Source organism: Paraburkholderia sp. Cy-641 (assembly GCF_011752945.1).
GTDB lineage: Bacteria > Pseudomonadota > Gammaproteobacteria > Burkholderiales > Burkholderiaceae > Paraburkholderia.
In genome coordinates this window covers 1-15470 of sequence record NZ_VWWM01000061.1, presented here as the reverse complement: position 1 = coordinate 15470, position 15470 = coordinate 1, and the positions used below count along the sequence as shown (strand labels likewise).

Here is a 15470-nt window from a genome sequence, read left to right as displayed (position 1 = left end):
CTCGAAGCTTAAGGGAAAACCCGCGATCAACCAACAGCCTATTGACCGTGCATCATATCAAGCACGATACTGCTAACATATTAGTGTTTTCGTCGAACGGCCACCAGAACGTTCGTCGGGATTTCTTCCACGAGGCCGCGCATTCATGTTTGCCCTTGCCGATCATCTGCTGCATCCCGAAGGCGACGCGCTGCCTCTCGAGATGGACGCCCACGCCGCGGCCGCGCTGCTCGCGCGTGGCATCGCATGCCGCGCGCCGGTGGGCGGCGCCGTCTACGGCACGCTGCTGAACGACCGCGCCGCGCTCGCGGCGCTCGGCGATGCGGTGAACGCCGCGCCTTACAAGGCGCCGCCCCAAGCGCCGGTGCTCTATCTGAAACCGCGCAACACGTTCGCCGGTCATCGCGCGCGCGTCGTCGTGCCGGACGATGCGCCCGGCGTCGAAGTCGGCGCGTCGCTCGGCATCGTGATCGGCCGCACCGCGACGCGCGTGAGCGTCGCACACGCGGCGGACTATATCGCCGGCTACACATTGATCGGCGATCTGAGCGTGCCGCATACCAACGTGTACCGCCCGAACGTGCGCCTGCGCGCCCGCGACGGCTTCTGCGTGATCGGCCCGGCGCTCGTTGCCGCGCGCCACGTCGCAACGCCCGATGCGCTCGAGATCAGCGTGTCGCTCAACGATGCGAAGCCGCGGTTCACCGCGAACACTGCGTCGTCGCTACGCAACGTCGCGCAACTGCTCGCCGACATCACCGACTTCATGACGCTCGATGCGGGCGACGTCATCACGCTCGGCGTGCCCCACGGCTCGCCGGTCGCGCGCAGCGGCGACACGGCCACCTTGTCGATCGGCACGCTGCCGCCGCTCGTCGTCTCGTTCGTCGGCGCGCATCGTCACAACGGAGAACCGTCATGATGCGCGGCCGGGTTGCCTACGCGGGAGCGATTCACGAAGCCTATCCGCATGAACATGGCGTGCGTCTCGCCGACGGCCGCGTGCGCCGCGAAGACGAAGTGGTCTGGCTCGCGCCGATCGAAGTCGGCACGATCTTCGCGCTCGGCCTCAACTACGCCGAGCACGCGAAGGAATTGCAGTTCGGCAAGCAGGAAGAGCCACTCGTGTTTCTGAAGGGACCGGGCACGGTGCTCGGCCATCGCGGCGTCACGCGCCGTCCCGCCGACGTCGCGTTCATGCACTACGAGTGCGAACTCGCGGTCGTGATCGGCCAAACCGTGCGCAACGTCGAGCGTGAAAACGCCATGCAGCACGTGGCCGGCTACATGATCGCGAACGACTACGCGATTCGCGATTACCTCGAAAACTACTATCGCCCGAACCTGCGCGTGAAGAATCGCGACGGCGGCACCGTGCTCGGCCCCTGGTTCGTCGACGCGGCCGACGTCGCCGACGTCAACCAGCTGGAACTGCGCACCTTCGTGAACGGCACGCGCCAGCAATGCGGCAACACGCGCGATCTCGTCACCGGCATCCCCGCACTGATCGAATATCTGAGCGGCTTCATGACGCTCGCGCCCGGCGACGTGATCCTGACCGGCACGCCCGAAGGCATCGTCAACGTCGACGTGGGCGATGAAGTCGTCTGCGAAATCGACGGCCTCGGCCGTCTCGTGAATACGATCGCATCCGACGCGGACTTCGGCCGCGCGTGATCCGCAGCGAACAGGAAAAGGACAACGCAATGACGATCGACCATCTGATCAACGGCGAAGCGTGCGCCTCGAACGAGTACTTCGAAACCGTCAATCCGGCCACCCAGGATGTGCTCGCTGAAGTCGCACGCGGCGGTGCGAAGGAAGTCGACGCGGCCGTGAGCGCCGCGAAGAACGCGTTCCCCGCGTGGGCCGCGAAGCCCGCCGCCGAGCGCGCGAAGCTGATCCGCAAGCTCGGCGAACTGATTACGCAGCACGTACCGGAAATTTCGGAAACCGAAACGAAGGACACCGGCCAGACGATCTCGCAAACGCGCAAGCAGCTCGTGCCGCGCGCCGCCGACAACTTCAGCTATTTCGCCGAGATGTGCACGCGCGTCGACGGCCATACGTACCCGACCGATTCGCACCTGAATTACACGCTGTTCCATCCGGTCGGCGTATGCGCGCTGATCTCGCCGTGGAACGTGCCGTTCATGACGGCCACGTGGAAAGTCGCGCCCTGCCTCGCATTCGGCAACACGGCCGTGCTGAAGATGAGCGAACTGTCGCCGCTCACCGCGTCGATGCTCGGCCAGCTCGCGCTCGAAGCGGGCATTCCGAAAGGCGTGCTCAACGTCGTGCACGGCTTCGGCAAGGAAACGGGCGAACCGCTCGTCGCGCATCGCGACGTGCATGCGGTGTCGTTCACGGGTTCGACGGCAACGGGCAATCGCATCGTGCAAACCGCGGGCCTCAAGAAGTTCTCGATGGAACTCGGCGGCAAATCGCCGTTCGTGATCTTCGACGACGCCGACTTCGAGCGCGCGCTCGACGCCGCTGTGTTCATGATCTTCTCGAACAATGGCGAGCGCTGCACGGCGGGCTCGCGCATTCTGGTGCAGCGCTCCATTTACGCGCGCTTTGCCGGGCGCTTCGTCGAGCGTGCGAAGCGTCTGAGCGTGGGCGATCCGCTTGCCGACAGCACGATCGTCGGCCCGATGATCAGCCAGGGGCATCTCGCGAAAGTGCGCAGCTATATCGAACTCGGCCCGAAGGAAGGCGCAACGCTCGCCTGCGGCGGGCTCGATACGCCCGCTCTGCCCGCCACACTGCGTCAAGGCAATTTCGTCATGCCAACCGTATTCGTCGACGTCGACAATCGCATGCGCATCGCGCAGGAAGAAATCTTCGGACCGGTCGCCTGCCTGATTCCGTTCGACGACGAAGCCGAGGCGATCCGTCTCGCCAACGATATTTCGTATGGCCTGTCGAGCTACATCTGGACCGAGAACACGGGCCGCGCGCTGCGCGTGGCCGCCGCCGTCGAAGCCGGCATGTGCTTCGTCAACAGCCAGAACGTGCGCGATCTGCGCCAGCCGTTCGGCGGCACGAAAGCCTCGGGCGTGGGCCGCGAAGGCGGTACCTGGAGCTACGAAGTGTTTCTCGAACCGAAGAACGTCTGCGTGTCGCTCGGCTCGCATCACATTCCGCGCTGGGGCGTTTGACCACGGCGGCATCCGCGCAGGCACACGCCGCGCGACGCCAGGCCGATAAAGGAGATCGCGATGGGCAAACTCGCGTTGGCAGCAAAAGTCACTCACGTACCGTCGTTGTATCTGTCCGAACTCGACGGTCCGCACAAGGGCTGCCGTCAGGCCGCCATCGACGGTCATCATGAGATCGGCCGGCGCTGCCGCGAACTCGGCGTCGATACGATCGTCGTCTTCGACGTGCACTGGCTCGTGAATAGCGAATACCACATCAATTGCGCGCCGCAATTCGAAGGGGTGTACACGAGCAACGAACTGCCGCACTTCATCAGAAACATGCCGTACGCCTACCCCGGCAATGCCGGGCTCGGCCATCTGATCGCGGACGTCGCCAACGAAATGGGCGTGAAAAGCCGCGCGCACAGCGAGACCACGCTCGAACTCGAATACGGCACGCTGGTGCCGATGCGCTATATGAATAGCGACCAGCACTTCAAGACCGTGTCGATAGCAGGCTGGTGCATGTGGCACGACCTCGCAACGAGCGCGCGTTTCGGTCTCGCGGTGCGCCGCGCGATCGAGGAGCGTTACGACGGCACGGTCGCGATTCTCGCGAGCGGTTCGCTCTCCCACCACTTCGCGAACAACGGCACGGCCGAGCAATTCATGCACAAGGTATGGAGCCCGTTTCTCGAACAGATGGACCGCAGCGCCGTGCGTCTGTGGGAAACCGGCGACTGGAAGACGTTCTGCGACATGCTGCCGCTCTATAACGAAAAATGCTGGGGCGAAGGCGGCATGCACGACACCGCAATGCTGCTCGGCGCGCTCGGCTGGGATCGCTACGACGGCAAGGCCGAGGTCGTCACGCCGTATTTCGGCAGTTCGGGCACGGGGCAGATCAACGCGATCTTCCCGGTTACGCCGCTACCCGTCTGACACTCGCAAAGGAATCGCCATGCCCCATCTGACACTCGAATACAGCGCCAATCTCGCCGACGCACAACGCATCGGCCGGTTATGCAAAGACCTCGCGCAGTGCCTCGATGCGCAGCGCGAGAACGGCGAGCGCGTGTTTCCGCTCGGCGGTATTCGCGTGCGCGCGTTGCGCTGCGAGCAGTACTGCATCGCCGACGGCCGGCCCGACGCCGCGTTCCTGCACGCGAACCTGAAGATTGCCGCGGGCCGTTCGGAAGCGGTCAGGAAGGCGAGCGGCGATGCGCTCTTCGCGCGGATCAAGCAGCACTTCGCCACGGAGTTCGAACAGCACGGGCTCGCGTTGTCGCTCGAAATCAGTGAGTTCAGCGAAGCGGGCACCTGGAAGCATAACAATCTGCACGCGCGGTTGAAGGGTTAGGAGCGGAGTTAAAAGCGCGGGGTTAAACGCAAGAGCTAAAAGCAAAGAGCCGAGAATCTCACCATGCTAGACGAACAGACCATCCGCGATCTCGCGGCGCAACTCGATCGCGCGGAGAAGACCCGCACGCAATTGCGCCATTTTTCCGCGCAATACCCGCAGATGACCGTACAGGACGGTTATGCGATCCAGCGCGAATGGGTCAGGCTCAAGCTCGCCGAGGGCCGCGTAATCAAGGGCAGAAAAATCGGCCTGACCTCGCGCGCGATGCAGCGCTCGTCGCAGATCGACGAACCCGACTATGCACCGCTGCTCGACAGCATGTTTATCGAAAACGGCCAGGACATTCGCGCGGACCGCTTCATCGCGCCGCGCGTCGAAGTGGAACTCGCGTTCGTGCTGAGCAAGCCGCTGAAAGGCCCCGGCGTCACACTATTCGACGTGCTCGACGCGACCGCTTACGTGAGCCCGGCCGTCGAGATCATCGACGCGCGCATCGAGCAGTTCGATCGCGAGACGCACGCACCGCGCAAGGTCTACGACACGATCTCCGACTTCGCCGCGAACGCGGGCGTCGTGCTCGGCGGCCGGCCCGTGCGTCCGCTCGACGTCGATCTGCGCTGGGTCGGCGCGCTGCTCTATAAAAACGGCGCGGTCGAGGAAAGCGGACTCGCGGCAGCCGTGCTCAACCATCCGGCCACCGGCGTCGCCTGGCTCGCGAACAAGATTGCTCCGTATGACGAATCATTGAACGCGCACGACGTGATCCTGAGCGGCTCGTTCACGAGCCCGATTCCGGCGCGCGCCGGCGACACGTTTCACGTCGACTATGGTCCGCTCGGCGGCATCGGTTTGAATTTCATCTGAGAGCATCGACATGGTCCTGCCGAACAACCCCTTCAAACGCGCGCTCGCCGAAGGCAAGCCGCAATTCGGCCTGTGGGCCGCGCTCGCCGACGCGTACGTGACCGAATTGCTCGCCACCGCCGGCTTCGACTGGCTGCTAATCGACAACGAGCACGCGCCGAACGACGTGCGCAGCACACTGTCGCAATTGCAGGCGGTGGCCGCGTACCCGTCGCATCCGGTCGTGCGACCGGTGCGCAGCGACGCCGCGCTGATCAAGCAACTGCTCGACATCGGCGCGCAAACGCTGCTGCTGCCGATGATCGACACGACCGCGCAGGCACTCGACGCGGTCGCGGCCACGCGTTATCCGCCGCAGGGCATTCGCGGCGTCGGCAGCGCGCTCGCGCGAGCGTCGCGCTGGAATCGCGTGCCCGATTATCTGCACACCGCGGGCGAGGAATTGTGCGTGATCGTGCAGGCGGAAACCGTGCAGAGCCTCGACAATCTCGCGGAAATCGCGCGCGTGGAGGGTGTCGACGGCGTGTTTTTCGGGCCATCGGATCTGAGCGCGTCGATGGGTCTACTCGGCAAGCCGGGCGACGCGCGCGTGCGCGACGCGATTCGCCACGGCATCGATACCGTGCGCGGCGCGGGCAAGGCAGCAGGCGTGCTCGCGCCCGACCCGGCGCTTGCCGCCGAATATCTCGCGGCCGGCGCGAGCTTCGTCGCAGTCGGCACCGATACGGGTCTGCTGAGCCGCGCGGCCGCGGATCTCGCGGCGTCGTATAGAAATGCGCCGGCTGTGGCGGCGGCGGTTAAGGGTGGGTATTGAACGGGATATTGCGCAGATACAGAGCGGCTACGGGCAAGCACCCAACGTGGACTTGAGCATGCATCGGGTATCCAAGGCGTTAATCCCGCCCCGGCCACGGCAACCCGCGCGCCGACCAGTCGAGCTCGACACCGATCACACACCGCCCGGCAGCAAGATGCTCGGCTAGCGTCACCGCGATACAGGGCCGTCCCCCGCACGCGAGCGATAGATACGGACTGCTCGTGATCTCCTCGCCCGGCATCAGCACCGCATTGCGGAAGTACGGCCGATGGTCCCAGCGCGCATCGTATGGATTCGCGACCGGCTGCAGCGACGCCATGGCCTCGCTCCATGCCGGCCCGCGCACTTCGTGGCCGATCTGCCGGCCGGTCTCGTCGAGCACGAAGCAACTGATGCTGTGTTCGAGGCGCGCGAGCGCCTCGAACGCGTCGGCCATCGCGGCGCCGGCGAGCAACGCATCGGCGGCGCGCCGCAGTTCGCGCCGGTACGGCTCCACCTCGGATTCGAACAACGCATGCTGATGCGCGCGCCCCTGCGCGATCACGTCGAATGCATCGTCGATCTGCCGGCGCACCGACTCGGGCGACGCAATCTCGCTCGCGGGCCGGCCAAGCAGATAGCCCTGCGCGAAATCGACGTTCGACTCGACCGCGAGAATCAGCTCGTCGGCGGTCTCGACGCCCTCCACGACGACGAGCATGCCCGCCTGATGCAGCAGCGACACGAGCGTCGGCAGGATCGGCTGCTGCGTATGCTGCATGGTCGCGCGAATCAGTTCGCCGTCGAGCTTGACGAGGTCGGGGCGAATCCGCAGCAGCCGGTCGAGATTCGATTGCCCCGCGCCGAAATCGTCGACGGCGATCAGAAAGCCATGCCGCCGGTACAGCGCGGCCGCGCGCGACATATCGTCGACGCTGCCGCCGTGCGATTCGAGAATTTCGAGGATCACGCGCTCGGGTTCGAGCCCCGCGCCGCGCACGATCTTCGTCAACTGATCGGCGTAGCCGTCGGCGATGAAGGTGGCCGGCAGGATGTTCAGGAACAGCCATGCGCCGCCGGGCAACTGGCGGCATGCGTTGCCGAGGTGTACCGCATGGCTCGCGCGATCGAGCGCGCCTTCGTCGCTCGACGGTTTCGGCGCGAACATCACGACCGGCGGCACGAGCGTGCCGTCGTCCCGCTCGCCGCGCAACAGCGCCTCGAAGCCGACCTGCTTCTGATGCGAGAGGCTGTAGAGCGGCTGGAAGTGCGAGATCAGACGGAAGCCGTCCCAGCGATAGCGCGGCGCCTCGCCACTGCCTTGTTCGCTGCCCTGACTATCTTGCGCACCATCCCGCGCACCATCCCGCGCGCCGTCCTGCGCCGAAAGGCCGCCGAACGTCGGCTGCCGCGCGTCGAGCGGCAGGGCACGTTCCGCGCAAACGCGGTTCCTGCCCGAATGCTTCGCACGCAGCAGCGCTTCGTCCGCGCGATCGAGCAGCACCATGAAGCTTTCGCCGCGCCGATATTCGGCAACGCCGAAGCTCGCGGTCAGAAGACCGTCCGGCCGCTCGATCGCGCCAATCGCGCCGCGCAGCCGCTCGGCCAGTTGCAGCGCGCCGGCGAGATCGGCGTCGAGCAGCACCGCGAACTCCTCGCCGCCGACGCGGCTCGCGCCGTCGCACGGCGTCACCTGCCCCATCAGCACCTGCCCGACCTCGTGCAGCGCCCGGTCGCCGACCGCATGGCCGAAGCGGTCGTTGAGCGACTTGAAGCTGTCGAGGTCGAGAAAGATCGCGCTGATGCGCGCGTCCGGCGCGAGCATCGCAAGCCGCTCCTCGGCGCGCTTGACGAACGCGCGGCGGTTTTGCAGGCCGGTCAGCGGATCGGTTGCGGCGAGCTGCGCCAGTTGGCTCTCGAGCAGAAAGTGATTGCGCCGGAACCGGTAGAAGCCGAAATGAAACACCGCCGCGGTCGGTGCGCCGACCGCGACGACCCATGCCCACACGGCCGCGTCGATGTCGCGCGGATGGCTCTTGCCGAGCAGCAGTAGCGCGACGGCCACCGCATAGAACAATGCGCTGCCGGTGAAAAAATGCACGGGCGTCAGCCACAGCGGCGCCGCGCAGATCGGGATCACGACGAGCGCGGGCAACAGCCACATCAACGGATGCGCGACGCCACTGGCATTGAGCACGAGTCCGCCGATCAGCACCTGCATGTACACGACGCCGATCGCGCCGAATAGCCACGTCGACTTCGTGCCCGGGATCGCCAGCACCAGCAGCGCGAGCACGAGCGCGCAAAGCAGCCGATAGCCGAGCGGCGCGACGGTGCCGCCCGCGAGATCGCGCGCCGCCACCATGCACAGGAACGCGATCACCGTGAAAGCCATCGTCACGGTGGACAGCGGCCGCTGATGTTCGAGCGAGCGCCGATGAAAGCGCTCGCGCAAACCGGGCTCAGGCTGGTGCTGCGTCGGGATGGCAGACATAGAACGGTATCGGACTGGGGTTCGGGTGACTCCGCCAACGGTTAACGGCAAACATCTTACAAATATTTATGGCTCACTTCACGGCGGCGCGCAGCGAGGTGACGATGCGGGCTCGTCCCGCGAGCGGCCGCTCCGCCTGCACTGCCTACATCTCCTACCCCGCCTACGCCGCCATCACGCGGTTGCGCCCCGCCGCCTTCGCCGCATAGAGCGCACGATCGGCGCGGCTCATCAGTTGCTCGAGCGATTCGCCGCGCCGGTGCTGGTCCACGCCGACGCTGAACGTATAGCGCAGGCCGCGCGGCAGCACACCCGGTGCGCTCGCCGCGAGCCGCGCGCGCAGCCGTTCGAGCAGCACGACCGCCTCGGCGACCGAAGTCGCCGGACACAGCACGCCGAACTCCTCGCCGCCGAGCCGCCCGAACACGTCGCCGACACGCAGCTCGCGCGCGACGAACGCCGAGAAATGACCGAGCACCTCGTCGCCGGCCGCATGACCGTGCGTATCGTTGACCGACTTGAACGAATCGATGTCGACGATCGCGAGCGCGACCGGCGAGCCGCTGCGCAGCGACGCGTTCAGCAGCGCGCCGCCGATCTGCAGGAACGCGCGGCGCGATAGCGCGCCGGTCAGGTCGTCGACGTTGGCGAGCCGTTCGAGCCGCTCGGCGAGGCGGTCGTGCGCGAGCATCACGACGCCGATCGACAGGAACGGCGGCGCGAGAACGCCGACCGCGAGAAACACGATATTGGACGGCGTGACCTGCATCAGATCGGTCTGCGCAATCAGGCCGAAGCCGTAGAGGATGCCGCGCGAGGCGTGCCCGGCGCCCAGCAGCAGCGCCACGGTCGCGATGAAGTAATAGCTGTAGCGCGGCCGGTGCTCGGGACGCCCGCCCATCATCAGCACGAACAGTTCCGCATAGAGCACCGCGTGATACGCCGACACGACCGTCACGCGCGCGTTGAAATTCGGCGCGACGAAGGTCCAGTAGCCGATGGCGGCGAGCAGCGCCACGAGGCCCGCATAGGCGCACCACGGCCGCGTGTTCCGCCCCAGAAAACGCAACGCGCCTTCGAGCACGAGCAGCAGGGCGAGGGCAAGCAGTCCGTTGGCCGCGACGAAGGTCAGCCAGCGCGACGCGTGCCCCTGCGAGGCAAAGGCGAGCAGCGCGACGATCGCGCACACGTTTGCCACAATCCAGCAACCGACGCCCGGAATCGCCGCGCGCCATAACGAGCCGAGCACGGCCATTGCCATCGCGCCCGACAAGACCGTGACCAGCAGAATCGTAAGTGGATTGAGCATTGCAATCTGTTTGAATCGAACAACGTCGCAAAGCATTCGGCGTGCTTTGCGCTGGCCTCTTTGATCGGCTCGCGCCGATTATTTCCTGCAACTCGTACGGACGATTCATACATCGAGCCTCGAGGCGGCTGTTGGTCCGCGCCTGTCCGCTTTCATGTCGCCCCGCTCGCCCGACGAGCCTGCGGAAAAAAATTCCGCTACCGGCGCATCCCCATGCGCCTGGCCCTATTGTGCCTCATGCCTGTGACAGCGATCGTCGCGCGGCCTGCGCCGGCGCGGCAGACGTTGTTCCGGCGCGACCCCGATACCGCATCCGGCGCGCAATGCGAAGACGCGAAACAGGCCGTCATGGTCGGCCGATATGCCGAAGGCGAATCAGGCACCATGCGGCGTCCAGCGGGAGAAAACGTTTCAATAGAACGTCACAGGCAAAAATTACGCTGTTGCGTCGCCGCCAATCCAGGTCAATCAATGTACAAGCTGACGATTGGAAAGTAGCTAAAAGTCAGTGCCTTCAGTAAACTTCGTCCGAAGTGTGCCGGACAGACTAGACAGCGCGGTAAAAGAGACGTAAGGCACGCAATGCGCGAATTTCCGAAATGCCTTTCAACCTGCCCGACCGTTGTATCCGCTCATGCGGATTGAACGACGATCGCTTCCGGAAAACATGGTCCCAATTCTCGACTACCTGCTGCAACGCCAAATCTCGCCGCAGTGGCGCGGCATGCTGAGCGCGCTCGCCAGCGAATTCGAGGCACAGATCGGGCATGACGAACTGCGCCAGTTGATGCATCGCGTCGGCAGCCGCTTCGCCGCCGCGCATCCGCTGCCCGAATGCGCGTCGACGGTCGAGCTGGAGCAGGCGCTGAATCTCTACTGGCACGAGATGGATTGGGGCTACGTCGAACTCGCCGACGAAGCCGAGGCGCTGCGCATCGTGCACTACTGCGCGCCGCTCCAGGCGTTCGGCGACGCGGCGCTCGCCTGGACGCCGGCGTTTCTCGAAGGCGTCTACCAGACGTGGATGTGCGCGTTGGGCGCACAGGGCCTGTCGGTCGCGCAGACGAGCGCATTCGGCGCGGACAGCGCGCTCGAGTTTCGCCTGGGCCGTCATCCGGCCTGATACGAACGTACGTGCTCGCAGCATCGGTGCTGAGGGGCGCCGGCGAGTACGGGAACACCGCCGCCGAGGCCGTGAGGCCGCGCATGCTAAAACTGCTATTACAAACAACGGCATCATGAGTTCATCGAGCGATATCGAAAAACTGTTCGAGCAGTTTGGCGGCGACGCCAACGCGTATCAGGAAATCAGCCGCGAGAACGATGCGCGCATCGCGCGCACACGCTGGCCGCTGCTCGTGACGCTGGATCTGACGCAACCGGCGATTCCGGAAATCGGACAGCCTCGCGAAGCGGCACCGCAGCAGCCCGTGGCCGCGCAGCGTCGCGATGCCACCCTGAAGGACGACACCGCGGTGACGCGCGCGAATGCGCCGCTCTTCGCCCGGCCGCATCGGCGCGACATTCCACCGGTGGCCGCGGCCGCCGGGAAGCCCGTCATGCCGAGCGACGCGTCGTGGCGCTTCGGCACGCAGGACGAGGCGCTGGCGCGGGCGGAAGCGGAAGGTGCGGGTGCTGGCGCGAGTGGTGCTGGTGCGGCGGGTGCGTCTGCGGCGGCTTCGGTTGCTGTGCCGGCCACGACCCCGGCGCCTGGGTTCGCTGCGGTTACGGCGGCCGCTGTTGCACCGGCTGGTGCTTCGGGAATCGCTTCATCAACCGCGCCGGTTTTCGCCGCCGCTCCGACGGCCGCCCAACCCACGGCGCCCATCCCGCCGGCCGCTACCGTAACACCGCCCCAACCCACTGCCGCGCCGATCCCGCCAGCACCAACGACACCCGCCTGGTACGCATCGGGAACCACCACCGCGTCGGCAGCACCGAGCGCACCGATCCCGCCCGCGATGCCAGCCATAACGCCAACTGCGATGCCGCGCGCAAGCGCGTCGTCCGCGCCGCAGTTCCGGGCGCCAACTGCGCCGCAACCGATTCCGCCGGCACAACCCGCACAGCCGGCCGCCCCCGCATGGGCGCACGCCACCGCACCGGCCCAAGCAACACAACCCACGCAACCCGCCCAACCCGCCTCGATCCTCGGCAAACTCTTCACCGCCCCGCAACAACCGGCGGTGGCCGCTCACGCGCCCCCGCCGCTGCAATCGGTATTCGACCGTCTGCGCGGCACGCCCGCGCAAGCCGCCGCGATACCGACACCAACGCCGGCACAAGCGCAAACACCGGCACAGACCCACGCAGCCAGCCCCGCCGCGCCCGGCGCCCGCCCCTCGTGGCTCAACAACGGTCCGCGTCGCTCATGAAAGTCATTGCGGTGGTGTCCGCCAAAGGCGGGGTCGGCAAGACCACCCTCGCCGCCAATCTCGCCTCGGTGCTCGCGAGCAGCGGCCGGCGCGTGATCGCGCTCGACCTCGACCCGCAGAACGCGCTGCGTCTGCACTTCGGCGTGCCGCTCGACAGCATCGACGGCCTCTCGCGCGCGACGCTCGCCGGCGACCCGTGGCAAACGGTAATGTTCGACGGCGTCGACGGCGTGACCGTGCTGCCCTACGGCGCCGTGCTCGAGGACGACCGCCGCCGCTTCGAGGCCTACATCGACCAGCATCCGCAGTGGCTTGCGCAGTCGCTGCAGAACCTGCGGCTCGACGCGTCCGACATCGTCATCGTCGACACGCCGCCCGGTTCGTCGGCCTACGTGCGCACCGCGCTCACCGCTGCTACCTTCGCGCTGAACACCGTGCTCGCCGATGCGGCCTCGTACGCGGCGATCCCGCAGATGGAACGGCTCATCGAAGCCTACGCGGCGCCGCGCGCGGAATTCGGCGGCGTCGGCTACGTGGTCAACCAGATCGACCAGTCGCGCCAGCTGACCAAGGACGTGCTCAAGGTGCTGCGCCAGATGCTCGGCCCGCGCGTCTTCCCGGGCGTGATCCATCTCGACGAAGGCGTGGGCGAAGCGCTCGCGTGCGACACCACGCTGATTCACTACGACCCACTGAGCCAGGCCGCCGCGGACTTCCGTTCGTGCGGCACATGGCTCGCGGCGGCGGTCGACGCGATCGCCGCGCCAAGGAGCGTCGCATGAGCCGTCCCGCTGCCTCGCGGGAGCCCGAGGGCAGCGAGCCCTCGCGCTTCGCCCGCTTCATCGACGCGCGCTTCTGGAACAGCCGCATCGTCACCGGGCTCGTCACGCTGTTCGCGCTGTACATGCTGTACTTCGTGTTCACGGTGCCGCTCGGCTTCGCCCAGCAGCTCACCTTCGCGACCTGCTGCTTCCTGCTCGCGCTGCTGTTTCGCCGCCTGCCCGGCCGTTACGCGACGATGGTGATGATCATGCTGTCGCTGGTGGCCTCGGGCCGCTATATGTACTGGCGCCTCACCGAGACCACCTACTGGGAGCATCCGCTCGACGCCGCCTGGGGTCTGCTGCTCGTCACCGCCGAGGTCTATTCGACGCTCGTGCTGATGCTCGGCTATTTCCAGACCGCATGGCCGCTGCAGCGCAAGCCGCTGCCGCTGCCCGCCAACCGCGACGAATGGCCGAGCGTCGACGTCTTCATCCCGACCTACAACGAGCCGCTCGGCGTCGTGAAGCCGACCATCTACGCCGCGCTCGCACTCGACTATCCGGTCGAGAAGCTGTCGATCCACGTGCTCGACGACGGCCGCCGCCCCGAGTTCAAGGCGTTCTGCGAGGAAGTCGGCGTGAACTGGACGATCCGCACGCACAACCGCCACGCGAAGGCCGGCAACATCAACGAGGCGCTCAAGATCACGAACGGCGAATACCTCGCGATCTTCGACTGCGATCACATTCCGACCCGCTCGTTCCTGCAGATCGGCCTCGGCTGGTTCCTGCGCGACAAGCTGATGTCGATGCTGCAGACGCCGCACCACTTCTTCTCCGCCGACCCGTTCGAGCGCAACCTCGGCACCTTCCGCAAGGTGCCGAACGAGGGCGAGCTGTTCTACGGCCTCGTGCAGGACGGCAACGACCTGTGGAACGCGACGTTCTTCTGCGGCTCGTGCGCGCTCCTGCGCCGCAGCATGGTCGAGGAGATCGGCGGCATCGCGGTCGAAACCGTCACCGAAGACGCGCACACGGCGCTCAAGCTGCACCGGCTCGGCTACACCACCGCCTATCTGGCGATTCCGCAGGCCGCCGGTCTCGCGACCGAAAGCCTGTCCGGCCACATCGGCCAGCGCATCCGCTGGGCGCGCGGCATGACGCAGATTTTCCGCATCGACAATCCGCTCACCGGCCGCGGGCTGAAGCTCGGCCAGCGGCTCTGCTATCTGAACGGCATGCTGCACTTCTTCTACGGCGTGCCGCGCCTCGTGTTCCTGACCGCGCCGCTGTCGTACCTGTTCTTCGGCGCGCACGTGATCGAGGCCGCCGCCAGCACGATCGCGATCTACGCGATGCCCCACATGATGCACGCGAGCATTACGAATTCGCGCATGCAGCGCCTGTTCCGCCATTCGTTCTGGGCCGAGGTGTACGAGTCGGTGCTCGCCTCGTACATCACCGCGCCGACGCTGCTCGCGCTCATCAACCCGAAGCTCGGCAAGTTCAACGTGACGGCCAAGGGCGGGCAGATCGAGAAGAACTACTTCGACTGGTCGATCTCGCGGCCGTATCTGTTCCTGCTGCTGCTGAACCTGCTCGGCTTCATCGCGGGCCTCGTGCATATCTATCTGAACTGGCACGTGCGCAGCATCGTCGAGACGACGCTGCTCAACCTCGCGTGGACCGGCTACAACATGCTGATTCTCGGCGCGAGCGTGGCCGCCGCGAGCGAGCGCCGGCAGATCCGCGCGGTGCACCGCGTCGCGATGAAGATGCCGGTCATGCTGAAGTTTTCGACCGGCCGCACGCTCGCCTGCGAAACGATCGACTACTCGGAAGGCGGCGTCGGCGTGGCGCTGCCCAACCGCATCGAGGTGCCGATGCACGAGCGCGTGACCGTGTCGCTCTTTCGCGGCGACGAGGAATACGCGTTTCCCGCCACCGTCAGCTTCAGCGAGGCGGGCCGCGTGGGGCTGCGCTTCTCGTCGCTGTCGCGCGAGCAGGAGTACGAGTTCGTCAAGACCACGTTCGCGCGCGCGGACGCGTGGACCGGCTGGGCCGAGGGCCGCGAGCAGGACACGCCGCTGCGCGGCCTGTCGCACGTGCTGCGCGTCGGCGCGCGCGGCATCGCGGGACTGTTCGAGCATATCTACGACGACCTGCGCAGTTCGCTCAAAAGCCGTCCGGCGGACGTCAAAAAGCTAAAAACCAAAGACTGATCTATGGGCTACAGGATGGCGAAGGACAATCTCGAACGCCCGGCTCACGGGCGCGGCACCACCGGATCATCGCCCTCGCGCCGTTTCGCGCGCCGCGGCACGCGGCGGCTGGGATCGCGCTTCGGGTCGCCGCTGAT

General features: G+C 66.3%; 13 protein-coding genes. 11 read left to right on the top strand and 2 right to left on the bottom strand.

Features of this window, described 5'->3' with window-relative positions; all coding sequences use genetic code 11:
- The first annotated feature begins 145 nt into the window (after positions 1–145).
- The 7 genes from F3J20_RS26070 (at position 146) to hpaI (ending at position 6187) form a co-directional block, all read left to right on the top strand.
- Positions 146–922, top strand: coding sequence for a fumarylacetoacetate hydrolase family protein (locus F3J20_RS26070; RefSeq protein ID WP_167285071.1), 777 nt, complete (start codon positions 146–148; stop codon positions 920–922).
- On the top strand, positions 919–1677 hold the full coding sequence (locus F3J20_RS26065) for a fumarylacetoacetate hydrolase family protein (RefSeq protein ID WP_167285069.1): 759 nt from the start codon (positions 919–921) through the stop codon (positions 1675–1677). Before F3J20_RS26070 ends, F3J20_RS26065 begins: the two co-directional genes overlap by 4 nt.
- A 29-nt stretch (positions 1678–1706) precedes the next feature.
- The gene (gene hpaE, locus F3J20_RS26060; RefSeq protein ID WP_167285068.1) at positions 1707–3164 is read left to right on the top strand and encodes a 5-carboxymethyl-2-hydroxymuconate semialdehyde dehydrogenase; all 1458 of its coding nucleotides are present in this window, start codon (positions 1707–1709) and stop codon (positions 3162–3164) included.
- Between the two features lie 60 nt (positions 3165–3224).
- Positions 3225–4088, top strand: coding sequence for a 3,4-dihydroxyphenylacetate 2,3-dioxygenase (gene hpaD, locus F3J20_RS26055; protein ID WP_167285066.1), 864 nt, complete (start codon positions 3225–3227; stop codon positions 4086–4088).
- Positions 4089–4107: 19 nt separating this feature from the next.
- Positions 4108–4506 carry a 5-carboxymethyl-2-hydroxymuconate Delta-isomerase gene (locus tag F3J20_RS26050; protein WP_167285064.1) on the top strand — a complete coding sequence of 133 codons (399 nt, stop codon included), beginning with the start codon at positions 4108–4110 and terminating at the stop codon, positions 4504–4506.
- Positions 4507–4569: 63 nt separating this feature from the next.
- Positions 4570–5373: a 2-oxo-hept-4-ene-1,7-dioate hydratase gene (gene hpaH / locus F3J20_RS26045; RefSeq protein WP_167285063.1), complete on the top strand. Its 804-nt coding sequence runs from the start codon at positions 4570–4572 to the stop codon at positions 5371–5373.
- Positions 5374–5383: 10 nt separating this feature from the next.
- Positions 5384–6187 (top strand): 4-hydroxy-2-oxoheptanedioate aldolase, encoded by an 804-nt coding sequence (gene hpaI, locus F3J20_RS26040; RefSeq protein ID WP_167049663.1) that lies wholly within the window; start codon positions 5384–5386, stop codon positions 6185–6187.
- Between the two features lie 79 nt (positions 6188–6266).
- Here hpaI and F3J20_RS26035 read toward each other — a convergent pair whose 3' ends face one another.
- Together F3J20_RS26035 and F3J20_RS26030 are read right to left on the bottom strand one after the other, a co-directional pair.
- Positions 6267–8663 (bottom strand): bifunctional diguanylate cyclase/phosphodiesterase, encoded by a 2397-nt coding sequence (locus F3J20_RS26035; protein WP_167285061.1) that lies wholly within the window; start codon positions 8661–8663, stop codon positions 6267–6269.
- 163 nt (positions 8664–8826) lie between these two features.
- Positions 8827–9972, bottom strand: coding sequence for a GGDEF domain-containing protein (locus F3J20_RS26030; protein WP_167285060.1), 1146 nt, complete (start codon positions 9970–9972; stop codon positions 8827–8829).
- A 667-nt stretch (positions 9973–10639) separates the two neighbouring features.
- Here F3J20_RS26030 and bcsD point away from each other — a divergent pair.
- From bcsD to bcsA, 4 genes are all read left to right on the top strand, one after another.
- Positions 10640–11095 (top strand): cellulose biosynthesis protein BcsD, encoded by a 456-nt coding sequence (bcsD, locus tag F3J20_RS26025; protein WP_167049669.1) that lies wholly within the window; start codon positions 10640–10642, stop codon positions 11093–11095.
- A 115-nt stretch (positions 11096–11210) separates the two neighbouring features.
- Positions 11211–12347 (top strand): cellulose biosynthesis protein BcsP, encoded by a 1137-nt coding sequence (gene bcsP, locus F3J20_RS31905; protein ID WP_205299378.1) that lies wholly within the window; start codon positions 11211–11213, stop codon positions 12345–12347.
- The gene (bcsQ, locus tag F3J20_RS26015; RefSeq protein ID WP_167285057.1) at positions 12344–13129 is read left to right on the top strand and encodes a cellulose biosynthesis protein BcsQ; all 786 of its coding nucleotides are present in this window, start codon (positions 12344–12346) and stop codon (positions 13127–13129) included. The genes bcsP and bcsQ overlap by 4 nt, the downstream gene beginning before the upstream one ends.
- Positions 13126–15333 carry a UDP-forming cellulose synthase catalytic subunit gene (bcsA, locus tag F3J20_RS26010; RefSeq protein WP_167285056.1) on the top strand — a complete coding sequence of 736 codons (2208 nt, stop codon included), beginning with the start codon at positions 13126–13128 and terminating at the stop codon, positions 15331–15333. Before bcsQ ends, bcsA begins: the two co-directional genes overlap by 4 nt.
- Positions 15334–15470: the final 137 nt, after the last annotated feature.